Annotated in this window: 28 protein-coding genes; 18 read left to right on the top strand and 10 right to left on the bottom strand. The window is 52.2% G+C overall.

The annotated features are described in order from the left end of the window. The first annotated feature begins 879 nt into the window (after positions 1-879). Positions 880-1,047 (top strand): hypothetical protein, encoded by a 168-nt coding sequence (locus tag KOE80_RS07835; protein ID WP_165589468.1) that lies wholly within the window; start codon positions 880-882, stop codon positions 1,045-1,047. Positions 1,048-1,285: 238 nt separating this feature from the next. Here KOE80_RS07835 and KOE80_RS20535 read toward each other — a convergent pair whose 3' ends face one another. Then, positions 1,286-1,642, bottom strand: coding sequence for a tyrosine-type recombinase/integrase (locus KOE80_RS20535; protein ID WP_413228928.1), 357 nt, complete (start codon positions 1,640-1,642; stop codon positions 1,286-1,288). A gap of 19 nt (positions 1,643-1,661) precedes the next feature. Then, the gene (locus KOE80_RS20295; protein WP_264180219.1) at positions 1,662-1,784 is read right to left on the bottom strand and encodes a hypothetical protein; all 123 of its coding nucleotides are present in this window, start codon (positions 1,782-1,784) and stop codon (positions 1,662-1,664) included. Between the two features lie 281 nt (positions 1,785-2,065). Here KOE80_RS20295 and KOE80_RS07825 point away from each other — a divergent pair, with 281 nt between their 5' ends. Continuing rightward, positions 2,066-2,263, top strand: coding sequence for a hypothetical protein (locus KOE80_RS07825; protein WP_226348836.1), 198 nt, complete (start codon positions 2,066-2,068; stop codon positions 2,261-2,263). 1,116 nt (positions 2,264-3,379) lie between these two features. On the opposite strand, the gene KOE80_RS07820 is transcribed toward KOE80_RS07825, so the two are convergent. The 3 genes from KOE80_RS07820 to KOE80_RS07810 are packed head-to-tail and all read right to left on the bottom strand — an operon-like array spanning position 3,380 to position 6,240. Then, complete coding sequence (locus tag KOE80_RS07820; RefSeq protein ID WP_226348835.1) at positions 3,380-4,120, bottom strand: GntR family transcriptional regulator; 741 nt, start codon at positions 4,118-4,120, stop codon at positions 3,380-3,382. 21 nt (positions 4,121-4,141) lie between these two features. Beyond that, positions 4,142-4,951 (bottom strand): amidohydrolase family protein, encoded by an 810-nt coding sequence (locus KOE80_RS07815; RefSeq protein WP_226348834.1) that lies wholly within the window; start codon positions 4,949-4,951, stop codon positions 4,142-4,144. Further along, positions 4,948-6,240 (bottom strand): SLC13 family permease, encoded by a 1,293-nt coding sequence (locus KOE80_RS07810; RefSeq protein WP_226348833.1) that lies wholly within the window; start codon positions 6,238-6,240, stop codon positions 4,948-4,950. The genes KOE80_RS07815 and KOE80_RS07810 overlap by 4 nt, the downstream gene beginning before the upstream one ends. A gap of 659 nt (positions 6,241-6,899) precedes the next feature. On the opposite strand from KOE80_RS07810, the gene KOE80_RS07805 reads away from it, so the two are divergent. From KOE80_RS07805 to KOE80_RS07795, 3 genes are all read left to right on the top strand, one after another. Further along, positions 6,900-7,592, top strand: coding sequence for a hypothetical protein (locus tag KOE80_RS07805; RefSeq protein WP_226348832.1), 693 nt, complete (start codon positions 6,900-6,902; stop codon positions 7,590-7,592). A 944-nt stretch (positions 7,593-8,536) separates the two neighbouring features. Beyond that, on the top strand, positions 8,537-10,123 hold the full coding sequence (locus KOE80_RS07800; protein WP_226348831.1) for a methyl-accepting chemotaxis protein: 1,587 nt from the start codon (positions 8,537-8,539) through the stop codon (positions 10,121-10,123). Positions 10,124-10,279: 156 nt separating this feature from the next. Beyond that, complete coding sequence (locus tag KOE80_RS07795; protein WP_226348830.1) at positions 10,280-10,702, top strand: VOC family protein; 423 nt, start codon at positions 10,280-10,282, stop codon at positions 10,700-10,702. A 1,035-nt stretch (positions 10,703-11,737) separates the two neighbouring features. Here the strand turns inward: KOE80_RS07795 and trhA are convergent. Continuing rightward, positions 11,738-12,358 (bottom strand): PAQR family membrane homeostasis protein TrhA, encoded by a 621-nt coding sequence (trhA, locus tag KOE80_RS07790; protein ID WP_226348829.1) that lies wholly within the window; start codon positions 12,356-12,358, stop codon positions 11,738-11,740. Positions 12,359-12,685: 327 nt separating this feature from the next. Between trhA and KOE80_RS07785 the strand changes: the two genes are divergently transcribed. Beyond that, positions 12,686-12,859 carry a YegP family protein gene (locus KOE80_RS07785; RefSeq protein ID WP_226348828.1) on the top strand — a complete coding sequence of 58 codons (174 nt, stop codon included), beginning with the start codon at positions 12,686-12,688 and terminating at the stop codon, positions 12,857-12,859. A gap of 148 nt (positions 12,860-13,007) precedes the next feature. Here KOE80_RS07785 and KOE80_RS07780 read toward each other — a convergent pair whose 3' ends face one another. Beyond that, a complete protein-coding gene (locus tag KOE80_RS07780; RefSeq protein ID WP_226348827.1) occupies positions 13,008-13,412 on the bottom strand; it encodes a RidA family protein in 405 nt (134 codons plus the stop codon). A gap of 81 nt (positions 13,413-13,493) precedes the next feature. On the opposite strand from KOE80_RS07780, the gene KOE80_RS07775 reads away from it, so the two are divergent. The 6 genes from KOE80_RS07775 to KOE80_RS07750 all read left to right on the top strand — a co-directional run bounded on the left by KOE80_RS07775 (position 13,494) and on the right by KOE80_RS07750 (position 17,729). After that, positions 13,494-13,913 (top strand): GFA family protein, encoded by a 420-nt coding sequence (locus tag KOE80_RS07775; protein WP_226348826.1) that lies wholly within the window; start codon positions 13,494-13,496, stop codon positions 13,911-13,913. Between the two features lie 30 nt (positions 13,914-13,943). Further along, positions 13,944-14,483 (top strand): lipocalin family protein, encoded by a 540-nt coding sequence (locus tag KOE80_RS07770; RefSeq protein WP_226348825.1) that lies wholly within the window; start codon positions 13,944-13,946, stop codon positions 14,481-14,483. A 170-nt stretch (positions 14,484-14,653) separates the two neighbouring features. Then, positions 14,654-15,463: an ABC transporter substrate-binding protein gene (locus tag KOE80_RS07765; RefSeq protein WP_226348824.1), complete on the top strand. Its 810-nt coding sequence runs from the start codon at positions 14,654-14,656 to the stop codon at positions 15,461-15,463. A 102-nt stretch (positions 15,464-15,565) separates the two neighbouring features. Further along, a complete protein-coding gene (locus KOE80_RS07760; protein WP_226348823.1) occupies positions 15,566-16,300 on the top strand; it encodes an amino acid ABC transporter permease in 735 nt (244 codons plus the stop codon). Continuing rightward, complete coding sequence (locus KOE80_RS07755; RefSeq protein WP_226348822.1) at positions 16,300-16,998, top strand: amino acid ABC transporter permease; 699 nt, start codon at positions 16,300-16,302, stop codon at positions 16,996-16,998. The genes KOE80_RS07760 and KOE80_RS07755 overlap by 1 nt, the downstream gene beginning before the upstream one ends. Next, positions 16,995-17,729 (top strand): amino acid ABC transporter ATP-binding protein, encoded by a 735-nt coding sequence (locus KOE80_RS07750; RefSeq protein WP_226348821.1) that lies wholly within the window; start codon positions 16,995-16,997, stop codon positions 17,727-17,729. The genes KOE80_RS07755 and KOE80_RS07750 overlap by 4 nt, the downstream gene beginning before the upstream one ends. A 174-nt stretch (positions 17,730-17,903) precedes the next feature. On the opposite strand, the gene KOE80_RS07745 is transcribed toward KOE80_RS07750, so the two are convergent. After that, the gene (locus tag KOE80_RS07745) at positions 17,904-18,182 is read right to left on the bottom strand and encodes a hypothetical protein (RefSeq protein WP_226348820.1); all 279 of its coding nucleotides are present in this window, start codon (positions 18,180-18,182) and stop codon (positions 17,904-17,906) included. A gap of 95 nt (positions 18,183-18,277) precedes the next feature. Continuing rightward, complete coding sequence (locus KOE80_RS07740; RefSeq protein ID WP_226348819.1) at positions 18,278-19,981, bottom strand: sigma-54-dependent Fis family transcriptional regulator; 1,704 nt, start codon at positions 19,979-19,981, stop codon at positions 18,278-18,280. A 351-nt stretch (positions 19,982-20,332) separates the two neighbouring features. Here KOE80_RS07740 and KOE80_RS07735 point away from each other — a divergent pair, with 351 nt between their 5' ends. From KOE80_RS07735 to KOE80_RS07710, 6 genes are all read left to right on the top strand, one after another. After that, complete coding sequence (locus KOE80_RS07735) at positions 20,333-20,605, top strand: phenol hydroxylase subunit (RefSeq protein WP_009454452.1); 273 nt, start codon at positions 20,333-20,335, stop codon at positions 20,603-20,605. A 23-nt stretch (positions 20,606-20,628) separates the two neighbouring features. After that, positions 20,629-21,636, top strand: a complete 1,008-nt coding sequence (locus KOE80_RS07730; protein ID WP_226348818.1) for an aromatic/alkene monooxygenase hydroxylase subunit beta — start codon at positions 20,629-20,631, stop codon at positions 21,634-21,636. Further along, on the top strand, positions 21,636-21,908 hold the full coding sequence (locus KOE80_RS07725; RefSeq protein ID WP_003800437.1) for an MmoB/DmpM family protein: 273 nt from the start codon (positions 21,636-21,638) through the stop codon (positions 21,906-21,908). Before KOE80_RS07730 ends, KOE80_RS07725 begins: the two co-directional genes overlap by 1 nt. Positions 21,909-21,926: 18 nt before the next feature. Continuing rightward, positions 21,927-23,432: an aromatic/alkene/methane monooxygenase hydroxylase/oxygenase subunit alpha gene (locus KOE80_RS07720; protein ID WP_226348817.1), complete on the top strand. Its 1,506-nt coding sequence runs from the start codon at positions 21,927-21,929 to the stop codon at positions 23,430-23,432. 65 nt (positions 23,433-23,497) lie between these two features. Then, positions 23,498-23,860, top strand: a complete 363-nt coding sequence (locus KOE80_RS07715; RefSeq protein WP_226348816.1) for a phenol hydroxylase subunit P4 — start codon at positions 23,498-23,500, stop codon at positions 23,858-23,860. Positions 23,861-23,875: 15 nt separating this feature from the next. After that, the gene (locus tag KOE80_RS07710) at positions 23,876-24,937 is read left to right on the top strand and encodes an NADH:ubiquinone reductase (Na(+)-transporting) subunit F (RefSeq protein WP_226348815.1); all 1,062 of its coding nucleotides are present in this window, start codon (positions 23,876-23,878) and stop codon (positions 24,935-24,937) included. A gap of 58 nt (positions 24,938-24,995) precedes the next feature. Here the strand turns inward: KOE80_RS07710 and KOE80_RS07705 are convergent, their stop codons facing one another. Continuing rightward, entirely contained in the window at positions 24,996-25,934 is a 939-nt protein-coding gene (locus KOE80_RS07705; protein WP_083053606.1) for a LysR family transcriptional regulator, read from the bottom strand. Between the last annotated feature and the right edge of the window lie 408 nt (positions 25,935-26,342).

Genomic DNA, 26,342 nt, shown 5'->3' with positions numbered 1-26,342 from the left:
GCCAATTCTCGTCACCAACTCACCACTTTCGCGTCATGACGTCAGACGGATTTCTATTTTGAAGAACTATTCGAGCATCAGATCCAACCAGTCGAGCACTTCGCCGTTTGGAAGATAACAATACACCTCATTCGATTCGACCTTTAGAGCCCCTCCCAGACGAGCACAGTCTGCTCGATCATGATCGAGTTCCGTCATCCGAGGTGTTGGGTTCGCACATGCGGCGAGAATAATAACGGCGGGTATGGTCATCAGCTTTTTCATTCAAACCTCGGCAATGGCAGTTTGTTTTTTTATCAAACGGTGGCTTGTCGGAAGCATGGTAAATAGCAAGTTGAACAGGGACGAGCGCTCTTCTAACACAAGCCCAGAGCCAGAAATGCGGGTTATGTGAATTTTCAATTCGCTTGCTACTCATACGGTGGATTACTGATCTGTCATCTGATGGATTCAGGTGACATATAGTCTCAGCTCAAGCGATATTAAGCTGCTCCAAGGAAATCTGATAATTATTTCCTTGACCTGGCTGATGATAAGACGGGGCACGAGCCGGCATCGTTGATGGTGTGTGTGGCCGCGCTCGTAAGCGGATGCGCGACGCCGTAGGGCGGTAGCTATTGCACCTCTGTCCAGCGACCACTGCAGTGGCACTCGAATGCCGAAATCCACGCTATACCGATCAGGGTATTGCGATACGTGGAAACCGAGCGCTGAGACTTGGGCGCGGTTGTGCCAGAAGTGGAGGGGGTGTTCGAGCCGGTTTGAGCAATGCCTGCTATGCTAGCTCAGGTGGTAGCTTATTCGTGAAGATTCCTGCTGCCAATATTAATTCGAGTTCTCGATCAACAAGAGCAAGTTAACCAAACTGGAGAGATTCCCATGGGCACCAAAATCTTTACTGAAGCCGACCGTAAGCGTACTCCCCCTCCTGCCACTCCCAAGGGCGTGAACCTCAGCACTAAATTCCGAGGCCAACGTGTTAGCCAGGAGCGTGGCGCGCATACCCGCAGCAAGAAAAATCCCGGCAAGCGTGCACATTCGGGTTAATTTCTGGCGACAGGTTGGCACCTGGTCAGGTGCCAACGGTGCATGCCGGGAGAGTTAAGCATTTTCCAGACGCAAAAAAGCCCACGCTATGGCGAACTGTCGGTGAAGCGCCGGGGCTTAATCCGTATGAGAGTCATCCGTTCCCTGTAGAAGCACTTACCCTTTTTGGGACTTAAATGGGGGCACTGACGAAACGAATGGGGCATGGCTATTCTGGTGCTTTCTCCAGCTGTTGTTCCTAGTAACCCGACCACCATTGCATTAATTCATGACGCTCAGCCATGTATTGAGCATGGTTGTAAGCACTGCGTACCTTGTTGCGATCACGGTGTGCCAGTTGGTGTTCAATCATCTCTGAACGAAAACCGCTTTGCTCGTTCATGATGGTCGATGCAAGCCCCCGGAATCTATGGCCCGTCTGCAGGCCGCCAAATCCCATAGTCTTCAAAGCCCGATTCATTGTCTCGCTGCGGATAGGCGTAGAGCGAGAATTGTGCACGCCCGGGAACAGAAACCAGTGACGTCCGGATAAAGCCCGCAGTGACTCCAAGATTTGAACGCTTGGGTGCGATAGGGGTGGGCAGGTCGTCTCCACCAACGTGGATTCGTTGTCGCTAGGTCTCCTGGCTAGCCCGGATGCGGTCTGCGAACTCGTTCCACTGGTGCAGGCCTTTGGGGGAGGGAGTGGGGTGCTTTTGTGAGCCGTTGCCATCGAGTTGTTGGGTTGTGTTCTCCATCAAAAATCCGGCTCAAGGTTGGGCAGGCTCCATTCATTAGTGGTCACTGCAAGTATGGCCGTGATTGATTCGGTCACTGATCTAGACTGCGCATGAATTTGCTCCATGCGTACTTTGTGGTGCCGTGCTCCTGGTTTTCGTAAGAAATACACAGTTACCGAACTCAAGGCCCGGATAGATGAGGCCTTATTAGAATTGGTGCAATCGAAAACAGGAGGGTGATGTCATGAAACTGTTGCTTGCTGCCGCGCTGGTATCGGTTTTAGCTGCGTGTGTGATGTATGACGATGGAAACCACTCAAGGCACCGAGGAGGTGGTTGGTATTCTCAGGGTGATGATGACGATCAAGGTCACCGTCGACATCGAAGACACGGGCATCGCCATGGGCATGGCCAAGGCGATCAGGGCGAGGATGACTGAGGATTTTCATGCCTGCTCTTTACGGGCTGCGTTGACGACTTCATCTGTTCTGGCTTGATCTTCGCGCCCTTGAACAAAATTCCCTCTTGCAGAGAACCCGTCGCTTTATGCCCTCGGTAACCCCGGAGATATCAGTGCCACTCGGCAATCTAGCTTGCCGGTATCCTGCCGCGCCCGTAGGGTTTCAGTTGTCTTCCGCAATGCTGCAATCTCTGCGTGCGTTGCTGAGATAGCTGGCATCACATCATCGAGGAGGGTTTGGGCAGGTTGAGCTGCAAGCGTGGCTGCTCGGCTGTGGGCCTGTTCAGAAGTATTTTCGTAGATTCGCACCAGAACTTCCTCCCTATCTTCACTAATCCGTAGCTGTACCTAGCACTTTCTAAGGCGGGGGGGTTCGTCCTGCTTCATTGTTGGGCGCCTGCCGACACGAATCTTTCCAAAGTCGTGCGCGATTGGCTGCGTTCAGACGTGGGCATTCGGTTGTGTCTCTATACTCATCGTCGCTTATCTATCAATTGAGGGTGATTAGGGTGGGGCAGTTTGGGAGGTCATCGAGATAAATGTGTGTGTGCCGTAGACCTGTGCTCCTCGTTCTTGATTGATGGCCAGTTGGCTGATCACCTGGAGTGGGTTGTGACGCATTTTTTGATTTCTTGGGTGTTTTGGCCATAAACCCTTCTTTGGCCTATACGTAGAACCGCCACGGGAATGTTCCGTGGGGAACCGGGATTAAATTCACGATTCTGGTCAACTGTGCAATGCATTGACCCATGCCTCAGATAGGAAACTGCTGAGACATAGCCTTAATAGCTGGCGCCTTTCCTTAACTGAAAGAAGCCGATGCTGCGTAATAATGGGGCGTATCTGCTTATTACGACAGGCTTGGCGTTGGGGATTTACGGTTGAGCCCTACAGGAGTTCATGCTTCTGCTGTGGGCCGCTTACGTTGTTATTCTGATTGTGACCAAGCCGCCGGAGTTCTGGCGGGCGTACTTGCCGCCGCCGTGGGTTCGATCGCTGCATGGGAAGGGCGCTCTTTGATCGCCTATGCGTACCCCGGTTGGCATCCCGGCCATTTGCAAGGGCTGCATGTACGGCGTCAAGCCCCGGTAGGTATCAGGTGATCATCTTACAAACAGCAAGCAGGAAAAGATCTTAAACAAGTTTTAGGGCTTCAAGTAATACGAACTTCGTAGCGGAAATTCTGTGGCAAACCGTAAGTCAAGCGGTACTCAATGGGTACAGCCCTATGGTTGTAAGCCAGACGCTCAATTTTGATTAACAATCCTTGTTGAGTGGCTTGTAAATCCCAATCTGTATGTTCACTGGAAAAGCTGAGTGATTCTGTCGCTGACAAAACGAACTGATTACAAATATCGTAATAGAACGGGTACAGAAGATTTGGGAAATCCTTTGGATGAATCTGTGCCAGCTTGGAAAACAGCGGCTCAGGCAGCCAAATGACTTCGCTTAAAACTACCTGGCCATCAACTAAGCGTAAGCGCTTGATTTCGATGAGGGGGGTAGTTTCTGAGAGTGCTAGCTTTTGGTTAATTTCGGGAACGGGGTCTGTGCAGCGTATGGATTTAATAATACTTTGTGGTACATGTTGCTGCCCAGATTGATCTCGGTACCTAAAAAAGCGCAACAAAGAGCCACCGAAATCGGGGCGTTTTACGAAGGTACCTTTACCCTGCACTTTATACAAAAGGCCATCTTGTACCAGACACTCGATGGCCTTGCGAATCGTGCCAATGGAAACCTTGTACCGCTCCGCTAACACTTGCTCCGTGGCGATAGGCTGGTCGGGGTGCCAGCCTTGCTCGATCAGATTGGCCTGTAGATCCAGCCTGATACGCTCATAATGAGGAATATTGAGTGCATCCAAGGAGTGGGAATAAGGTGTCTGGGGCATAGTTAGAGCATGGGCTAGCGATCAGGACTGGAGAGAATACAAGAGGCATGGGTTTTTACCAAGTATATTGTCCTTGAGCTCCGTCTCGCCCAGCAATTCGTTCATGAACGCCACAGTTGCCTGATAGCTTATTTCCTGTTCATGCTGAGTGTGTGGCCAATCGCTACCCCATACCAATTGACTCTGCATATTTCTATCCAATAACAATTTCAATGCTTCTCGGGCATTGTCCTTGCCTTGATCTGCTGCTCCAAGTCGATAATAGCCAGATACCTTAACCCAATAACGCTCTGGATCAAGTGCATCTAGAAGCTTGAGAAAGTCGGGATCATGGACCCCTAATTGAGGATCAACACGCCCAAAATGATCCAGCACAATCGCTCCTTGATGGTGTTGTAAGGCAGGCATCATATGCAACATATATGCAGGCGGACAATGCAACTCTAACTGCCAGCCAAGTTGGGCTATGTTCGATAAAAAAATTTGCCAGCTTACCTGCGTCAGATCAGGGATGGGCTTTCCAAACAAATTCAACCGGACACCCTCAATGCCCTGTTGTTTCAAGCTTCGCAAAGTCTCAATGTCAGTGTCTTCGGACACCACGGCAATCCCTTTCAAGCGATCGGGGTAGCGAGCAATGGCAGCCAGCATCTGAGTATTATCACTGCCTAGAAAGCTTGGTTGTATCAACACACCATAGTCAAAACCATGCTCGTCCAGATGCTCGATATAGCGTTCAACCGAGGCCGTGTAGCCAGGACGATAGCGAGCATCTGCGACTACTGATTTACTTGCATCAAAGATATGGGCATGTGTGTCCACCTTTTTCATGCGAATACCTCCTGAATGATGAGGGTCGCCAGCAAGGCAGCGCACAATCCGATCGGTACCGCCCTGAACAATAACTTGTTAAAGAGTTCGTTATGATCCATACCGGCGGGCGTGGACCCCAGAATCAAGCTGCCGCCCGAGGAGAAAGGCGAAATAGCCGAAGCCTGTGCACCAACCACAATACAAGCAAATAGCACGACTGGATCACTCCCAGTCGCCGTAGCAATAACTGGCACCACCGGGAAAAGCGTTGGCGTTACCACCCCTAAGGTGCTCGAAAACAACGACATGCAGGCACCGATTAAACACATCGCCAGTGGGATTACCCAAAAAGGGACGGTTGTAGACACGCGTGTGGACAATTCATCGATCATGCCCGCACGGATGGCAACTTCGATCAGCATCCCCACACCACAAATCATGATGAGCGTGGACCAAGGAACCATTGCAATCACTTTTTTCTCATCAGCCAACTTCCACAACAAACTGATCACAGTAAATAGGATGGCAATGAAGGCGATATCCACCTTGGAGTTTAGATAAGCGATCATCTCGCTGTTGGGCAACAGTAGTGTCAGAACTGGTGGAGCCAGAACAGCGACCATTAAGGTCAGAATCAAGAAAATGGATTTCTTCTGCTTGCTGTCAAAAGCCTGGGGCTGGTCAGCAACAATCTCAATGTGATTTTTTCGGAAATTTGTCAGCAAATAGGCCAGAATCACAACGATAGGAATCAGTAGCGTGGCAATGAAAATTACAGTCGCATTAGAAAATGCCTGGGTTGGACTAATGCCAGCTCCTTCCATCAAACCACGAAATATGATGCCGCTTTGAGATGTCATGAAATTGGCGCCTGCCAGAGCGCCATAATTAACGGCCATCCCACCCACCACTTTGCTCATGCCCGTCCTTTGGCACAGGAGTAAAGTCATGGGGGCCATAAAGGCCAAAACTGTGTAAAAACCTGCACCTAAAGCCGCAATAATGGTGGAGGCAATAAAGATTGCCAGCGGCAAAAGCATCGGAAAATGACGGCAGGCGTACAAGAGATGGCTGGCCAGTTTCTCCAGGGCTCCATTGGCCATCGCCACGTTATAGAACAAGGTGACGGAGAAAATAATAAAGAAGATCTTGATAGGCCAAAAACTAATGATTTGTGAGGCCGTCAAATCTAGCCCGAAACAACCAATCAAATATGCGAAAACGATCGCAAACAAGCCGATATTAATCTTGGTTATATAGCCTATGGCTATTGATAACAGGATTGCTATTACGAAAAGCGAAATCATGTCAGTATCCTTTGAACAGATCGGTATCCTATCATCTAGTCATCTATATGTTTATATGAATTAATAGGTGTTTACCCTATGGTCCTCGGGTGGCCCTTTGGTGGGCAGCTTAATGGAGCAGCCTTCGAGCTGAGCTGTGGGATCCGTCGAGCGGGCGTGAGGCGTATGGTGTCTACGGTCAGCTTATAGCTGGGATGCCATCTGTATCGATGTTCATGCACAGCGTTTTTTCGTACAGACAGCAGCGGATCTGTTTCGCGATATGGGCGCGGCGGTGCCCTGACAAGTCGTAAGCGCGTATGTCGCACTCTACGATAGCGTTCGTGATTAGCTTCGGGGATTGTGCCGCTTCCGGTGCTCTGCGCTCAGTTGTACTCTGTGGTGTCATGTAGGGCTCCCAAATTCCCACACCGCGCCGTTTTGTGCAGACATGCGGCCCCTGGCTCTCTTGGCATCGCGGCAATGTAGGCGATGTCTTTATCACTTGTCTGTCAGCGAGTTGCATTAAGGGTGGGAGTGGTTTGCCCATCATAAACGAGCACTTAGAATCACGAACCGCCAAATACGGCGTTTGTTGGTATTACACTAAGGCAAAAATTAGCCATGACCGCCTAACCTCTACTTTTAACGACAGTCCAAAATGGGAGGATTACCTCAGCATGCGTTTCTTTGATTTCAGCTCCTGGCAGAACATGCTTGTAACTCTCATTGGACTCGCGATTTTCACACTCATCAGCATGGGTATCCGCTTGCTCATGATGTTTACAATCCAGCAGCGACGGGAGCGAGCGAACAGGCAGATCAACGAGCGCCTGAAGACTTTGATCGCTGCCTACAAAACGCTTGGAGGGTCGTTCACTGGCACGCTGTGCGTTGACCCAATACATATGCGTGATATCCGCAAGGCGCTTGAGGAAAAAGCGAAAGCCTCGGAGCTCGGCGAGCTGGATAATGACAAGGACAACCTCCTCGGATCTGAGCGTTCGCGCCGTATACGCGACAGCGTGGAAGCCGCTCTCTCAGATATCATCCTTCTTGGTACAGAGGAGCAGGTACGCCTTGCTGCACTTGCCAGTAATCAGCTGGTGGCCGGTGAACGGGTTCAACTTAATGAACTGGTGGTGTTGCTGCGTGACTTCATCCGCCATGCGCTTGATCTTGCTCCTGTACCGGCCGACATCATCATTCCTACCCAGGGGCCGCTTAGGCCTTCGGTGACGGGTGGTCGTGGTTCCAGTGGTTCCGGCGGCAACCGTGGTGGTGGCGGTGGCATGGGGGCCGGTGGAGGCGGCGTGGGAATGGGTATGGGGCTGAGCGCATCCAGTCGCTCGCCGGACGATATGGCAGGCTAGTTCAGTATGCAAAGGAGATGATGGACTTAATAACGACATACCTTGGCCACCATTTTCTGACAGCAGAAATGGCGCTATGTTGAGCCTAAGATCATCGGCTCGGGACGACAGCGTCTCCGGAACGGGGTCTGCGGGATTGGGAGGCTTTGTCGGAAAACGGGTATGTAGAGATCGGGCCTGCGTCGCTTTGTGCGGGGCTTATGCTTGGCGAAAAGCGCCACATGCAGTTTCACCAAAGCGTTAGGTAGCGTGCCTTCATCACAGCGAAACTGTGTCTACAGATTTTGAGCAGGCCCATCAGTCAAAAGATTGAGCGGGCTTTTTTCTTTATGTATTGGGCTGGCCGGTTCTTTTGGAGGCTAAATCAAAGCGCAGATAATATAGAGAAATACACCGCCGAAAAGCCAGCACTTAGTATTGTAATTGCAAGGCTTAGGGCTCGATCAACTCCGCGAGTTCGCCAGGCTAGCACAAGCGACAGCAAGGTAATGATTGGAAGAGGGATAATGACTGGCATGAGGTAGCTTTTCCAATGAGGGAAGCACGAAATGTTAGCACTCAACACAGATAAATTAAGCCCCGCCTTCGACAGATCGGCGGGTTTTTTATTCGGCTGCCGTAATATCCGGTCGCAGTCCTTATCACAGAATACATACCAAGGTTTGGCCTCATAGATAACTGAAATAACGAGGGGCCGGTGAGCAAAATGGCTTTTCAGGTCCAGAGACGATGAGGTCATCATGAGACAGCCTGTTGAGCCGAAGAATGTATCGGTTTGCTGTGCCCGGAGGTTAAAAACCGAGGGTAAAAGATAGAAAATTAGCTTAAATCCGCTCAAACTGCGAGATTGTCGGCTTTTATGCGCCTAGCTATATGGATCAAACAAAGCCTAAAACCCTGATGATATAAGCATGAATATTTCCGTTTGAATGGGGTTGGGCTTCATGCTGATGCTAGAAAAAATCAAAATACGTACCGGTTTAACGGCCGTTTTAGGCTTGTTTTTTATTGCTTTGTTGGCATCTACGCTCTTGGCGTCTTGGGACGCGAAGAAGTCGCATGATGGAGTCCGCAGGCTTCATCTGGTCTCTGTAGAGCAGGTTGATCCTTTGTACCAAGCGCATGGATTGCTTTTACGGGCAAACCTGGCCTTGACTACCAGTTTTCGTGCGGTTCAAGATGGCCTGTTTGATCAGTCGGTGGGAAGCAGGCAGCGTGCGGCCGAGTTTGTAAAAGAGGCTAATGCTCATATTCTTAGTTATTTGGCCGTACCAAAAAGTGATGAGGGGGTGCGCCGAGCCAAGGACGTTGAGGATACTTATCGGGCATTCGTGCAAACGGTGGATGCGCAAATCAATGCATTGGCTGCGCAGAATCTGAGTGAGTACGACAAGGCGAGTCTTGGTGCTAGTCAATCGATTGCAGCTTTTGAAAGGGCTATGCGCCTTTATTTTGAGCGCACTACGGCTGTCAGTACGGATGAGTTGGAGCAGGCGGAGCAACGTTATAGTACGAGTTTATTGATGACAGGGGCTTTGGTGGGGCTGGCTCTAGTGTTACTGGCCATCTGTGCTAACTTCGTCGTGCGAGGGGTAGTGCGTCCCCTGAACGAAGTGACAGCGTTGTTTGATCGAATTGCTACCGGTGATCTGACGATTCATGTAGCGAGTCGATCCACGAATGAAATTGGCTTGTTGATGGCCGCATTAGGGCGCATGCGCGATTCACTGATGCGCACCATTGGGCAAGTGAGACAGGCTGCCATTGAGGTTGACTTGGGGTCTGGAGAAATTGCGTCAGGAAATACGGACTTATCTGCACGCACGGAGCAGCAAGCGGCGTCTTTGCAAGAGACGGCAGCCAGTATGGAAGAGCTTTATTCGACCGTCAGGCAGAATGCCGATAGTGCACAGCAGGCGGATCAATTGGCAGAACAAAGTCGTGCTGTGGCCCAGCGAGGAGGGGAAACAGTCGATTTGGTGGTCCAGACGATGAATGAGATCTCTAGTAGCTCCGAGAAAGTGGCAGAAATTGTGTCTGTCATTGATAGCATCGCTTTTCAGACAAATATTTTGGCGTTGAATGCGGCGGTGGAAGCGGCACGTGCCGGGGAGCAGGGGAAGGGTTTTGCGGTTGTGGCCAGCGAGGTTAGAACCCTGGCTCAACGCAGTGCTCAAGCGGCACGAGAAATCAAGCAACTGATTGATGAGTCATTGGAGAAAGTGTCTGCAGGATCGACACAAGCGAAAGAGGCTGGTGTGACGATGGCCGAAGTAGTGGCTTCTGTAGGCCGGGTCACCGACATCATGGGAGAAATCAATGCCGCCTCTGAAGAGCAGGTGAGTGGGATTCACCAGGTGAATGTGGCTGTATCACAGATGGATACCGTAACACAGCAAAATGCAGCGCTAGTTGAGCAGGCAGCTGCGGCAACTACTGCCCTAAACGAGCAAGCACATCGATTGGTTGAGGCAGTCGCCGTTTTCAAGATATCTCCTGAGGGACGGTCGCTTATCGAGCTTGACGAGTAGATCGGAACTGGATCCAGGCGCATTTTATGTACTGCTTAATGCTTACGGGAAGGGCTGCGGCGGGATAGGATCAGTGATGTTGGCGGTGCAGGCTTATAACACTGCTTGCGGTATGCTGGTCATGCGGAAATGGACAAATAAATCCTTGGGGGCGATATGCGGCCACACATCACTGTTATCACTATTGGGGTCGAGGATCTGAAACGGTCCCTGCGTTTCTACCGAGACGGCCTGGGATTTAAAACAGAGGGCATCGTCGGTGAGGAGTTCGAGCATGGGGCGGTCGCGTTTATCGACATGCAACCTGGTTTGCGTTTGGCGTTGTGGCCGCGCTCAAGTATTGCTCACGATACAGGATTGCCGCTTGGCACTGCCAGCCCGGTCGAGATGACGCTTGGGCATAACGTGGCATCGAAAGCTGAGGTTGATGAAGTAATGGCTTTGGCTGCTGACGCAGGTGGTGTCATTCTCAAGCCAGCTAGTGAGACGTTTTGGGGTGGCTATGCCGGGTATTTTCAGGATCCGGATGGTCATGTGTGGGAAGTGGTATGGAACCCCGCCTGGGAAGAAAGTAGATAGAGCAGGCAAGCCCCGTCGGTGAGGAGGACCAGGCAACAAAAAAGCCCCTCTTGGGGCTTTTTGATAATGGGCTCGTCACGTGAGCTGGCGTATCAGAACGGGAGGCCGGGAAACCGGTCTTTCAACTGTCGGATAAAAGTTTGCCTGGTTGAGATCAGGCGTGCTGTAAATGCTTGGCGATTTTCGACTTTTCTGCGTGCGGGCTCGCGCAACGGAGAAGTGTGTAAGGGGCTACGGCTTGCTTGATTGAGTTTTTCGTAAATAATAAAACCTTTTTATTTTCTTAAATTATCTATCCAGATAGACCTGAAGATTAGGCTTCTTATAATCGTTCTATTTGGAGAGAAATTTGTAGTTTATTGTGATAGTTAAATTGCTCCAGTTAAATGAGAGCTTTTTCATTATACCACTATGAGTTATGTGGTTATTTTGTTGCATCTTGACTTTGCAAATTGCTTTTCCGGACGCTGTTGGTGATTCTGAGCCTTTTGGCTACATAGAGTCGAGTGCACGCCTTAGGTCTCTAGGCTCTGGGCTGACCCCAACAGCGCGTAGATGGCGGTTACAGATGAACCAGATTTCGTCCCTGTCATTAGCCAGGATAAAGAAGGCGTCTGATGTTTCTGACGGGTTGAACATCCCCAGGGCACGATAAGCAGTCTGCATATTGAATCCGCTTTGAAGCGGATAGGGTTTGGGCCCATCTTTCAGCTCTTGAACACGAAGATATAGTCCCGTCTCTAGTGTGATCATTCAAGCCTCGCCTCTAGTTGCGTTGCTTTATTCTAGGAGCACAAGAAGATATTCGCTACAGGCCAAGGCCATTAGATGTAATCAGACTTCACTATATATAACAGAGCAAACACCAATTCATAAAACAGTCTCGGAAGGGGTTTCGAGGCTGCTGCATAAAATTAATAGGTATGGGCAGATACCTATTAAACCGACTCGGTTTTCGAAAAGGAATTGAGTTGATTGCTTTGCAGGCTAGTCCGTAGGGGCTGTATATTGCATGTTCACATTCTGCACTTGGCCTTACATAACAACATACCGGGAGATAGCCAGAAAGTGCGCTGCGCTGCCGGCCAGCACAAATAAGTGCCAAATGCCATGCCAATGCCGGAAGCGTTCATCAAACACAAAGAACACAATCCCGGCGGTATAAATCGCGCCACCTGCCGCTAACCAAGAAAATCCTTGCGAGCCCAGACTGGATTCCAGCGGTCCTAGTGCCAGCAACACAATCCATCCCATAACGGCGTAGATCACCAGCGACAATATGCGTGCAGGCGAACGCGGGCGGATATCCTGAAGAATGCCAATCAGTGCCAAGCCCCAGACCACACCAAACAGACTCCATCCCCAAGGACCTCGCAGCGTTACCAGGCAGAAGGGCGTATAGCTGCCAGCAATCAACAGGTAGATGGAAAAGTGATCCAGCTTGCGGAATACGTTTTTAGCCCGTCCCTTGAAGCAGTGGTACAAGGTGGAAATCAGGTATAGCAGAATGAGTGTGGCGCCATAAATTGCCGTGCTGGTGATACGCCAGGGATCCCCGGTAAAGCTTGCCATGACAATTAGCCAGGATACGCCGCCTACAGCCAGTACTGCGCCGATCAGATGTGACCAGGCATTGAAACGTTCACCGTAATACATGATTCTTTTTTCTCTCCGAACATTCGGCACGCCGATTGCAAGACTGTCGTCGTGGCCGGAAAAAGCTTAGCGCATAAATCAAGCTCCCGTATTGATCTCTATTAGGTCAGCACGGTACATACGTTCGTCGCTTTAGATGAGGAACGCCGGTCGAGGAGTTCAAGACGCAAAACCTTGTGAGCTGTGCCCTCTGATCGTTGCTTGTGTTCTGGCCGGACTTGCTTGCATATCTCTGATGCCTGTCACGTAAACCCCAATACCTGCTGACCAAGCCCAGTTTTAGGATACGGTTTGCGCGACGTGCGCTCATACCTAAAGAGGGTCATCATGAAATTTGTGCTTTACAAGGACAAAAGTGGTGAATGGCGGTGGCGATTCAAGGCCGCGAATGGGAACATTATTTGCGTCAGCTCGGAAGGGTACTCAAGCAAGCAGAACGCGCAGCACAGCATCGATTCTGTGAAGAAAGGGATGGCGGACGCTCCGGTAGTCGAGGAGTAACTACAGACTGTCTTTGAGTCTCTAGGCGTAGCTTTTAGCTCTGTGAATTAAAGAACTCCCTGATAAAAGGGAGTTCAAAGACCTCATCAAGATCCGAGGTCTTTTTTATATGCTGACTCCGCACGGTAGGCGATTCAACAGTTGGCGATCAATCCAGCATCGCTTCAGCCTCAATCTCGATCAACCACTCAGGCTTGGCCAATCTACTAATCAAAATCCAGGAAGAGGGTGGTGGATTGACGGGAAATCGTTTCAGCAGCGCAGCGGCAATTTCGTCCTGCTCTTGCTGTGAGCTTGCATCTTCCCGGATAAAAATCCGCAGCATGATCACCTGATCAATCTTGCCGCCGACTTCGGCCAGGACCCGTTCAATATTGTCCAAGGCGGCGTCTGTTTGCTCGCGCATACCTCCAGCTACCGTTTGTTCCTGGGCGTCTACACCTACTTGGCCAGACAGCATGACGCGGCGGTTTCCAGTGACCACCAGGCCCTGGCTGAAACCGTATTGCAGGGAATTGAATACGGTAGAGGGATTAATAGCGCTTTTTGTCATTTGGATAAATATATAGAAGGTCAATTGAGGTGGCGTGTTCACCCGCTAGAATTACTGATCCATCTACCTACAGAGGCTTTTATGACGAACGACAAATCCACGATTCACGGCAACTGCCTGTGCGGTGCCGTTTCGATCAGTTTTCAGCAGCACAAGCCTTCGATCAGCGCTTGCCATTGCGGCATCTGCCGCAGTTGGTCCGGTGGTCCCTTCTTGTCGCTGGAGTCTCATGAAACTCCGGTGATCGAAGGTAAGGAGCACGTACGTTCCTATGCCTCCTCGGAGTGGGCGGAGCGCAGTTTTTGTGATGTATGCGGTACGCACTTGTTCTACAAGCTCAAGGCAGGTGGCTTCCATGCTATTTCTGCTGGCTTGTTCAAAGAGAGTGGGAGCTGGCCGTTTGAGCTGCAAGTCTTTATTGATGACAAGCCTGACAATTATACGTTCGCTAACAAAACGCGAGAGATGACAGGTGAAGAGGTGGTTAAGCTGTTTTCCTGACCCTGGTTTACGCACAAGGAGAACTCTGTGATGAAAAGACTTCTTTTTCTATCGCTGTCTGCGCTATTGCTTGCTTGCACCTCTTCCAACGCCGACCTGGCGACTCAGGAGGATGTAGACCTGAACAAATACATGGGCACCTGGTACGAGCAAGCGCGTTTGCCCAATAACTTTCAACGTGAATGTGCCGGGGATGTGCAAGCCAATTACGTGATGGAAGCGGACAAGACGATCACTGTCACCAATCGTTGTCAGGGTACGGATGGTGAGGTGAAGGAAGCCATCGGGCAGGGGCGCTTGTCTGCTAGTGTGGAGCCTGCTGATCCGGCGATACTGGAAGTGCGTTTTGCTCCGAAATGGCTGTCCTGGTTTCCTATGGTGTGGGGTGACTACTGGATCATGAAGCTGGAAGGGGATTACCAGTATTCTTTGGTCGGTACGCCGGATCGGAAATACCTCTGGGTCTTGTCCCGAGAAAAACAGGCTGATCCGCAGGTCGTAAGTGACTTGCTGGATTACGCGGCATCCCAAGGCTTTGCGGTTCAAAAAGTGATTTCCACCAAGCAGTAGCATGCATTCGGTAATTGACGCTTTTGCGCCTGCATCAATCAGAACCTCCCCTTAACGTTTTTAGTTATAAGCATGGGGGAATTAGATCGTTTTGAAGAGCTTGCGGCTGTGGTCGAATGGCACGACGGTATGTATCGGACGTGCCATTTTTTTATCGGAATGTTTTTATCATGAAGTCGTTTTTAAGCATTGCCGCGACCCTTACCCTGGCGTTGGTGGCTGGAGTGGCCCAGGCTGATCGTCTGGATGACATCAAGAAAACGGGCGTCTTGAAAGTAGCGTCTTTCGACAGCAATCCACCCTTTGGTTTTGTGGATGAGAAGTCCCGCCAGATCACTGGTCTGGATGTGGATTTTGCTCAGGCTCTGGCTGACAAGCTGGGCGTGAAGCTGGAAGTCTTGCCAACCAACCCGGCCAATCGTGTGCCGCTGTTGACGTCCAATAAAGTAGACCTGGTTTTGGCCAACTTCACCATCACGCAAGAGCGCGCCAAGCAGGTTGATTTCAGCATTCCGTACGTTGCATCGGGCCAGCAGTTCCTGGCTAAAAAAGGCGTCTTGTCCTCGCCCGAGCAGTTGAATTCGCTGCGTATTGGCGTGGATAAAGGGACGGTTAATGAGATCGTCCTGCGTGAAAAATACCCTCAGGCCAAGTTGGTTGCTTATGACGACACCCCCTTTGCCTTTACCGCTTTGCGTAACGGCAATGTGCAGGCCATCACTCAGGATGGTCCCAAGCTGATCGGTCTGTTGGCGAACGTGCCAGACAAGGAAAACTATGAAATTCCGGCCTTCAGCATTTCCGAGGACTTGATCGGTATTGGTATCCCCAAAGGCGAAACAGCACTGAAGTCCTTTGTGGATGAAACCTTGCTGGAGCTGGAAAGCCAGGGCAAGGCACAAGCCATTTATGACGTCTGGTTTGGCCCTCAGTCCAAAACACCGCTGGAGCGTTTGTACCGCATCGGTCAGCAACAGTAAGTCATCACTTGCTTGCAGGCCAGCCTTGAATGTTCAGGCTGGCCTTTTCCTGTTTGTGTTTTCAACAGCGGGATCGCTTGATCCTGCTTTTTGGTGTTTGCTATGCCGTCTTCTGATTTCTGGCTGGCACCCCACTATGTGGGCTGGTTGCTGCAAGGGTTCTGGGTCACGATTCAGATCTCTTTAGTTGTCTCCTTCGCTGCAACTGTTTTGGGTTTTCTGGTGTGTATTGCCAGGTTGTCACCGTTTGCCTGGTTGGCTTGGCCGGTGCGCGCTTATCTGAGTCTGATCCGTAATACACCCTTGTTGGTGCAACTGTTTTTCTGGTATTTCGGTGCCTCGGCCTTGATGCCTCCGGGGCTGGTTCAATGGTTGAACACCCAACATGTCCTGCAACTGGTCTTGTTCGATGTGCATTGGCCCAGTTTCGAGATGCTGGCCGCCTTGGTAGGTTTGACGATTTACACCACGGCTTTTGTTGCTGAAGAATTTCGCTCTGGTGTGCGGGCAGTGCGCAAAGGCCAGTGGGCCGCAGCCGCCTCCTTGGGCATGTCTTCCATGCAGGTTTGGCGCTATGTGGTGATGCCGCAGGCCTTGCGAAATACCTTTCCCTCGCTGATCGGGCAGTACATGAATGTCATCAAGAACACCTCGCTGACCATGGCGATTGGCCTGGCAGAGCTGTCTTATGCATCCCGTCAGGTGGAAACCGAAACCTTCAAGACCTTCCAGTCCTTTGGGATTGCAACGCTGCTGTATGTCTTGCTGGTCATGCTGGTTGAAGTGGGTGGGCAGTGGTTGCAACGCCACCGCCTGCAAGTGCGAGGTGGGCTGTAATGAACTTCGACGTAATCCATGACAATCTGCTTTATTTTCTGGTGGGGGCGTATCCGCATGGCCCGTTAGGCGGTGCGGCGTTGACACTCTTGTTAAGCGTGCTCTCGGCAAGCTTGTCGGCCATTTTGGGGCTGGTGTTTGGGGTGGCTCTGGTGTTGACGCGCGGTGTCGCGCATACCGCTTTGCTGCTGTTCCTGGGCTTGTTCCGCGCCATCCCTGTGATCATGCTGATTTTCTGGGTGTATTTTTTGCTGCCCATTCTGTTCAAGGTGGATGTGCCGGGTCTGTTTACCGTGGTCTGCGCCTTGTCTTTGATTGGCGGTGCGTATCTGGCGCACTCGGTGTTTGCGGGCATCAGCAGCTTGCCCGCGGGGCAATGGCAAGCGGGCAAGGCCTTGGGCCTGAAAACTGCCCAAATCATGAAGTCCATCATCCTGCCGCAAGCCTTGCCGGTGATGCTGCCTTCTTTTATTAATCAGTGGGTTGCCTTGATCAAGGATACGTCGCTGGCCTATGTCATTGGCGTGGCGGAACTGTCTTTTGTGGCCACTCAGGTCAGTAATCGGGTCATGGTGCACCCCACTGAAATTTTCTTGTTTGTCGGGCTGATGTACTACGTGATTTGCGCAACGCTGGAGTTGATTGCGAATCGGGTGGCCCGACGTTATGACAAACATCTGCGACTGGATGGCAAATGATCCGTATCGATAGTGTTTCCAAGTGGTATGGCACGTTTCAGGTGCTCAAGGATTGCACGGCCCAAGTGGACCGTCAGGAAGTGGTGGTGGTGTGCGGGCCTTCGGGCTCGGGCAAGTCCACCTTGTTGAAAACCGTCAATGGTCTGGAACCGTTTCAGCAGGGCACGATTGTTGTGGATGGGATTTCTGTCGGTGACCCGGCAACGAATCTGCCAGACTTGCGCAGTCGGGTCGGGATGGTTTTTCAGAACTTCGAGCTGTTTCCGCATTTAAATATCTTGGCCAATCTGACTTTGGCACAGCGTAAAGTGCTGGGCCGGGAGCGGGACGAAGCGAATGATCGGGCTTTGCTGTACCTGGATAGGGTGGGCCTGAAAGCGTTGGCGGATCGTTATCCAGCTAGCTTGTCGGGCGGGCAGCAACAGCGTGTCGCCATTGCACGGGCCTTGTGCATGGACCCGGTCTGCATGCTGTTTGATGAGCCTACCTCGGCCTTGGACCCGGAAATGGTCAACGAGGTGCTGGACGTGATGGTCAGCTTGGCGGAAGAGGGGATGACCATGATGTGCGTGACCCATGAGATGGGCTTTGCCCGCAAGGTGGCGGATCGGATGGTTTTCATGGATCAGGGCCAGATTCTGGAAGACGTCTCCACGGATGTGTTTTTTGGTGATCTGGACGGTCGACCACAGCGAGTGCAAACCTTTTTGTCCAAGGAGCTGCGGCTGTAGCTTGTTTCTTTGTTTGGCAGCTAGGCTGATGATTGCCAAGCCATAGAGTCCGCATCTATAAAAAAAGCCCGCCTGTTGAAAAATTGGCGGGCTTTTTTACGGGCGAGTAAACCAGGCTTGATGAAACAGGGCGAATGACATGCTTGTCCGGCCTGGAGTGTGTCGCTATGTTGCTCAGGATTGCTGAGCGGGTGTGTCGAACGATTGCAGCAGAGATTCTGATGCCAGTACGGCACGGCGCGCCTGTTCGTGCTGATCATGCAGGGCCAGGTAACGTGCTTCGGCCTCATCGCCTCGTGTTACATCCCATTTGTATGACTGCGCTACGTAGTTTGCGTACCAGATGGACTCGGCTACGGTCATACCTACAAACACTTCATTGTCGTCCTGATCTTGAGACAGGGCGCGGATACCAGATAAATACGCCCGTTCACGGGGCTGAAATTCCAACATAAGACTCCTTAGATAAGCCCCCATTGTAGTAGGTGGGGAGAATCAAGCCAGAGTCACGCCGAACTGCCTGGAAAGAACACCCTGACTATGGCGCATCAAGCGGGCATGGCCACCTTCTTCAGCCTGTATGCCAAGGCAGGCCGTGTCAGTCCCAGCCTGCGCGCGGCTTCTGAAATATTTCCGTTCGTTTTCTTCAGCGTCAGCTGGATGATTTGTTCTTCCAGATCATCCAGATTGAAAGGCGTTTCCAGCAGATGCTCCAGATATTGCGTCTGGTTCGCGCTGAAACAGGACTCTTTCGCCATAAAGCCCTGCGTGTTCAAACTGCTCAGATACTGCAAGGCACTTTTCTGTTGTGGAAACAGGTGGTGGGTTTCGATTTCGTGATTGTGCTCGGTCAGGATGACGCCACGTTCAATCATGTTTTCGAATTCGCGGATATTGCCTGGCCAGTCGTATTGCATCAGCAATTCCCGGCTGCGGTCACTCACTCCTAGTACGTGCTTTTTGTACATGCTGGAGTATTTGTTCAGAAAGTATTCGGTCAGCAGCGGAATGTCTTCTTTACGCTCGCGCAGCGGCGGAATATGAATGGGAAAGACATTCAGGCGGTAGTACAGGTCGGCACGGAAGGTGCCTTTCTGTACGGCTTCGGCTAAATCCTCGTTGGTGGCTGCCACCACGCGCACGTCGATATGGCGAGTGTTCTCATCGCCCACGCGTTCCAGTTCCTGTTCCTGCAAGACACGGAGCAGGGCGGCTTGGGAGCGTGGCGACAGCTCCACGATTTCATCCAGAAAGATGGTGCCGCTCTGGGCGCGCTCAAAACGACCGGGGCGGGATTTATGCGCGCCGGTATAAGCGCCTTTTTCGACACCAAACAGCTCTGACTCAATCAGCTCCGGGGGAATGGACGCACAGTTCACTGCAACAAAGGGTTGATCTGCCCGGTCGCTGGCGGCGTGCAGGCCGCGCGCGAAGGCTTCTTTCCCTACGCCGGTTTCCCCCAACAGCAGCACGGAGACTTTGCTTTGCGCCGCCTTTTCCAGCAGATGACAGGCGGCCTGGTAAGCAGCAGACTGGCCAATGGAGTTAGGCAAGGTGAAGTTGGCGCTGGAGTGTTTGAACTCCTGTTCGCGCAACTTCACCAGTTCACATCGCAAGGCAAACAGTTCGTCCTGGACCGGATCGGGCAGCATGAAGCGGTCAATCTCGGGGTCATCATCTTCCCATTCCTCGGCTGGCTTGCCCACGATCTTGCAGTGGCTATGACCCATGGCGCCGCATTGGGTTTCTTTGTAGATGATGCTCTTGCCCATATAGAAGCTGGTGTAGCCGCTGGCATAGCCCAGCAAGCTCCAACAGACCGGCTCGCTGGATTGGCCGTGTTCTTTCTGGTGATTGCTGACTTCATAGGAGTCAAACCAGTCAAATTCGCCGTAGTACTGGCCTGCGTCGCGGTCAAAGGTCAGGGCGGTGGGCACGACTTTGACCATGCCGCGGATGGTGTGCATTTGCGGGCCAGCCAAAAAGGTTTCTTTCAGTGACAGGTCCGGGCGCACTTTTTGTGAGACCTCGGCATCTTTCATACCCGCGTGGTAGCCAAAGCGCATCAGAAAGTATTTGGCACGCTCGCTGCCCAAAGAGGCAATCAGCTCCTTGCGTAGCTGGCCAAAACCGCTGGCGTGCAGCAAGAGCATGCGTTGCTCGCCAAACCATATTTTGCCTTCCCGCGCATCAAAACGAATGGCGTCGATCAGGTCCTGACTTAATGGCAGTGTGAGTTCAGTAGCCCCCATGGCTGTCTCCATCCTGTGATTTCTTATTGTGGTTTTGAGTGTTCTAAAACCAGTATGCCGCCTGTCTTTCCAGTGACTCAAGGAAAACATAATAGTGTCCAGAGGACGGATAAAACCGTTTTTTCTAGGGTTTTACCCTAGCTCAGCATTTGATGAAAACGTCGCTAAACACTTGATCAAATGATCAATTTTCCTGCCGTCACCCCTTCGCAGGCCGCATTCCTTCTAGGCCGGCTTTCACCTATCTCTTTAATCCTAAAGGGTTAAATCCTTCAAATTTAAAGTTGGCACGCGGTTTGCTATGAACAGGCTGTGGACACTCATGCAACAGCTTGATCAGGAGGAGAACAGATGTCAGACACGAGCTTGCCCACTTTGACAAAGTACGTACGCGTACGCAGTCCGGCCAATGCCCGTTTTGTGGAATTTGATTTTGCCATCGGCCAGCCGGACCTGTTTGTGGAACTGGTCATGCCGCCGGCGGCGTTTGAGCAGTTTTGTCTGCAAAACAATGTCCAGCCCATGAGCGATGAGCAAATGCGGGTCAATGACGAGAACGAAGAAAAATGGCGTTTTGGTTATGACACTTTGGTCGGTAACAGTCGTCAGGCTGAAGCCCAGTAGGTTTTATTCAGGAGAACAAGAGGATGACATTAGAAATTAAAACGGCCAGTTTGCAGCCCGTGCGGCAAACCTTTGCCAACGTGGCCCGCCGCTTTGGCGAAAAACCGGCCACGCGCTACCAGGAAGCCACATACGACGCCCAGGCGACGGCCAACTTCCATTACCGACCCCTGTGGATGCCGGACAAGACCCTGAACGACCCCACACACACCGCCATTCAAATGAAGGACTGGTATGTGTTCCGTGACCCTCGTCAGTTCTACTACGGTGCTTACGTGCAAAACCGTGCCCGCATGCAGGAATCGGCTGAAACCAATTACGGCTTTTTTGAAAAGCGGGAACTGGCCCAGTATCTGAGCGAGGACGTCAAAGCCAAGGTCACCCGCTTGCTGCTGCCTTTGCGTCACATCGAGCAAACCGCCAACATGAATTTCATGTCCGGCTCGGCTTACGGGTATGGCACCACCATTACCCAAGCCTGTCTCTATGCCGGGATGGACTCGCTGGGTATGGCGCAATACGTCTCCCGTATTGGGCTGCTGATTGATGGCAATAGCGCCGATTCCCTGAGCCAAGCCAAAGAGGCCTGGATGCAGGATGCGGCCTGGCAAGGTCTGCGCGCCTTGTGCGAAAAAACGCTGGTCCAGAAAGACTGGTTTGAACTGCTGTTGGTGCAGTCCTTGCTGATCAATACCGTGGTGCATCAAGTGGTGTATCAGGGTCTGGTCGCGGATCTGGCCAAGGAAGGCGGCCGCGATCTGGATATGCTGCTGGAGTTCATGCTGGAGTGCCATAAAGACCTGTCCAACTGGAGCGATAGCGTCTTCAAGATCGCGGCGGCTGAAAGTGAGGAAAACAAGCAGCAACTGCAAAGCTGGTTGAATCAGTGGCTGCCACAAGTGCAAGCCGCCTTCATGCCCTACATCCAGGCTGCCTTTACCGACCAGGCGGATCAGGTCTGGGAGCAAGCGCAGGAAACCATTGCCAAACGCATCACTAAAGCAGGCTTGAGCCTGGGTGGAGAAGCCTGATGACATCCAAGGTTTATATCGGTCTGCAAGACAACGACATGTCGCGCTACATCGTCGAGGCCATTGAAGAAGACAACCCGGACGCCACGGTGATTTATCAGCCAGCCATGATCCGCATTGAATGCGTAGGCCAACTGACCGTCAAGCGCGAGACCGTGGAAGAAAAGTATGGGCAGCAGTGGGACATGCAGGAGCTGCATCTGAATCTGATCACCTTGGGTGGCAACGTGGATGAAGATGAAGACCGCTTGTTTTTGCACTGGAACAGCTAAATCAGAAAAGGGGGCAACATGGCCACGAAAAAACTAAATATCAAAGACAAATATCGCTACCTGACTCGTGACCTGGACTGGGAATTCAGCTACCAGGATCGCAAGGACGCCTTCCCCTACGAGGAGTTTGAGGGCATCAAGATTACCGATTGGTCCAAATGGGAAGATCCGTTCCGTCTGACAATGGACGCGTACTGGAAATACCAGGCCGAAAAAGAAAAGAAGCTGTACGCCATTTTTGATGCCTTCGCGCAGAACAATGGCCAGATGAATATTTCCGATCCGCGTTACTTGAACGCGATCAAGGTGTTCCTGACCGCGGTGACTCCGCTGGAATACCAGGCTTACCAGGGCTACTCCCATGTGGGACGTCAATTCAGCGGCATCGGCGCACGTATTGCGTGCCAGATGCAGTCGATTGACGAGCTGCGTCACGTCCAGACGCAGGTTCACGCCATGAGCCATTACAACAAGTTTTTCAATGGCTTCCAGGACTGGAGCCATATGCACGACCGCGTCTGGTACCTGTCCGTGCCCAAGTCCTTTTTTGAAGATGCCCGTGCTGCCGGCCCCTTCGAATTCCTGCTGGCGATCAGCTTCTCCTTCGAGTACGTGCTGACCAACCTGTTGTTCGTGCCCTTCATGTCAGGTGCAGCCTACAACGGCGACATGGCTACGGTGACTTTCGGCTTTAGCTCGCAGTCGGACGAAGCACGCCACATGACACTGGGCCTGGAAGTGATCAAGTTCCTGCTGGAGCAGCACGAGGACAACGTGCCTATCGTTCAGCAGTGGATCGACAAATGGTTCTGGCGCGGCACCCGCCTGCTGTCCGTGGTCGGCATGATGATGGATTACATGCTGCCCAACAAGGTCATGTCCTGGAAGGAAGCCTGGGAGGTCTATTTCGAACAGGCTGGTGGTGCACTGTTCAAGGATCTGGCCCGTTACGGCATCCGCATGCCCAAGTACAGCGAAGTGATCGAAAAAGAGAAAGAGCACATCTCGCACCAGGCCTGGTGGATCTTCTACAACTTCGGTCACGCTGCCGGTTTCCACACCTGGATCCCCAGCGACGAGGAACTGGATTGGCTCAGCGCCAAGTACCCCGATACCTTCGACAAGTACTACCGCCCACGCTGGGAAATGGCCAAGAAGATGGAAGCCGAAGGCAAGCGCTTCTATTCCAGCGGTCTGCCACAGCTGTGCCAAGTATGTCAGGTGCCCATGACCTTTACCGACATGGAAAAACCCGACGAAATCACCTACCGCCAAAGCCATTACAAGGGCGAGCGCTATCACACGTGCTCGGACGGCTGCCGCGACATTTTCGAGCACGAGCCTGAAAAGTACATCCAGGCCTGGCTGCCGGTGAACCAGATCCTGCAAGGTGGCTGCGGTGGCCCCGAGCTGGAGAAGATCCTGAGCGACTACTACCAGTTGAACGTGGGTGTCGACAATATGGACTTCAAGGGTTCGGTGGACGAAGCGCGCTGGAACGAATGGAAAGGAGTGACGGCCTAGTCACACGAGAAAAAGGGCAGTGCCTCGGTGGGCACTGCCACTACCTATAAAAATTGGAGATCAATATGGCAGTTACTGCAATTACCCCGGACTACCAAGGCTATGCGCGCGACCAGCAGTCGCACTATGGCGACAGCATGTTGCTGTATATAGGCTGGGACGAGCACCTTTTGTTCTGCTCGGCCAAGGCCTTTCTGGTTCAGCCCGACATGACCGTGTCTCAGATGATCCAGCAACTGTTGCCTGCCGGCTTTGCCCAGCACCCTGACTTTGAGCAGATCGAATGGAGCAAGGTGCAATGGAATCTGAATGGCGAAGCCGTTGAGCTGAATCCGGACGACACCTTGGGTGCCAAGGGCTTCGATCACAAGTCCTTGTTGCGTTTCAAGACCCCTGGCCTGAATGGCTACAAGGGTACGGGCGTATAAGAGGCGGAGGCAGCAATGACGTATCAGGTAACCGTAGAACCCACAGGTGATGTGGTAGAGGTGGAAGATGGACAAACCTTGTTGGACGCTGCGTTGCGACAAGGGGTTTGGTTGCCTTTTGCCTGTGGACATGGCACGTGCGGCACCTGCAAGGTGCAGGTGCTGGAAGGCTATGCAGACGCAGGTGATGCGTCCAGCTTTGCCTTGATGGATTCGGAGCGGGACGAAGGCAAGCTGCTGGCTTGCTGTTGCCTGCCCGAATCCGATATGGTCATCGAGGCCGATATCGACGTAGACCCGGACTTCCAGGGCCTGCCGGTGGAGGACTATCAGGGCAAGGTCGTCCTGATTGAAGACTTGTCACCCACGATCAAGCACATCCGTCTGGAGCTGGATCGCCCGATGGCGTTTCAGGCCGGGCAGTACATCAACCTGCATGTGCCGTCCATTGACAGCACCCGTGCCTTCTCCATCGCGAATCCGCCGTCCATGAGCGGCATTATTGATTTGCATGTACGCAAGGTAGAGGGGGGCGCAGGTACGACGTGGCTACACGAGGAACTGGAAGTGGGGCAGTCTTTGGACGTGTCCGGCCCTTACGGTCAATTCTTTGTGCGCAAGTCTGATACGCAAGGCGCGATTTTCATCGCTGGTGGCTCGGGTCTGTCCAGCCCCGAATCCATGATTATGGACATGCTGGAAGAGGGCGATACCCGTCCGATTTATCTGTTCCAGGGTGCACGCAATAAAGCCGAGCTGTATCACGCGGATCATTTCTATCAGCTGGCTGAAAAGCACGACAATTTCCACTACATTCCGGCCTTGAATGCGCCTTTGCCGGATGATGCCTGGGAAGGCTTTGTGGGCTTTGTGCATGAGGCCGTGGGGCAGTTCTTCGAACAGCGCTGTTCTGGCAACAAGGCCTACTTGTGTGGTCCGCCTCCCATGATCGAAGCCGCTATCTCCACCTTGATGCAAAGCCGCCTGTTCGAGCGTGATATTCACATGGAGCAGTTCCTGACAGCCGCGGATGGCGCCACCGGCAAGGTGCGCTCGGCGCTGTTCAAGCGTATCTAAGTACTTGAGTGTTACCACCAGTCGGGCCTTTTTGTAATGAAAAGGCCTGCTGGTGAAATCAACAGGGTGGCGGCCCGTTACTCAGGGCACTGTGCCCCGGAATCAGCCAGGGCGGTTTCTCCGCATACATCTCCTCAATAAAGGCATGCATCTGGGCGATGTACCAGGAATTGTCGTTTTTCCTGTGGCTGAAAATGATGGGCGAAGTCACTTTCTCGTCGTCAATCAGCCGGTACACCAGATCGCTGCGTATCTGTGCTGCGGAGGGAATCAGGCATAGTCCTACGCCGCCGGCAACCAGGCCCATGGCGGTCTGTAATTCCATCACTTCATGGACTTCAGTGGGGAAGATGGCGTTGTCATGCAGGATATTCAGCACATGATCGGCAAAGCTGGGGCGTGGGGACTTGGGATACACAATGAAGGCGTGATCGGCGATGACCTGCAAGGACACCGGCCCCCGATCCTTGGCCAGGTCAATTTTCGGCGGAATCGCCAGCACCAGGCGCTCTTCACGCAAGACAGTACGGCACACCGCGCTGTCATGAATACGCACACGTCCAAAAGCAATGTCAATGCGTCCGGCGCGCAAGGCGGCAATCTGCTGGCTGCTGGTTAGCTCCAGAAAGTGAAATCGGATATCCGGGTAGGCGTGGCGAAATTTCTGAATCAGGATGGGCAGGCCGCCGTACAGGGTGGAGGCCACGAAGCCAATCGATAATTGCGGGCGCTGGTTCAGACCGACTTCGGTGGTCGCCGCTTTCATGACTTCCACACGATTGAGTAACTGCAGTGATTGCTCGTAAAAGATGCGGCCCGCCTCAGTCAGTTGCAGGGGGCGGCTTTCGCGTGACAGCAGCAAAACATTGAGCTCTTGTTCCAGCAACTGAATCTGTCTGCTGAGTGCAGGTTGGGCAATGTGCAACTGCTCGGCAGCGCGAGTGAAATTGCGCGCTTTGGCGACCGCAACAAAGTAGCGGATTTGTTTCAAGTCCATATGCTTTGCCCGTGGTCCAGATCCAGAAAATCCGAACCAATATATCACCTATCTCGACCATCCAAGCTTCAAGCATATGCCTGACAGGCTCTAGGGTTAACGATAGGTTTTGTCTTTTGCTTTCTTCAAGCTACTGATTTTATTCATAAAAAAACAAACTATAGCATTTTGCTATAGAGCGGGACCGATATTGTATTGGAAGCCCGCTGGTGCAAAGACTGTAATGAAAGCCATGCAGAACAGCCCCGAATTACCTGGCTAAAGTGGGCTGGGCAGTATCAGCTCGACGGTGCCCCTATCGGGCTTGAATCAGACTCAAGGTTCAGCCAGCAATACGCTGCCATGAGTCAGTCCGGTCTCAATCCGGAGCGATTTTTCTTTTTCTACACGCGTACTTGCTATGCCTTC

It is taken from the genome of Alcaligenes sp. 13f, from assembly GCF_020496585.1.
GTDB classification, from domain to species: domain Bacteria; phylum Pseudomonadota; class Gammaproteobacteria; order Burkholderiales; family Burkholderiaceae_B; genus Alcaligenes; species Alcaligenes phenolicus.
Note: the sequence above shows the minus strand (reverse complement) of the source record. Positions and strands in the feature narration are given on the sequence as shown.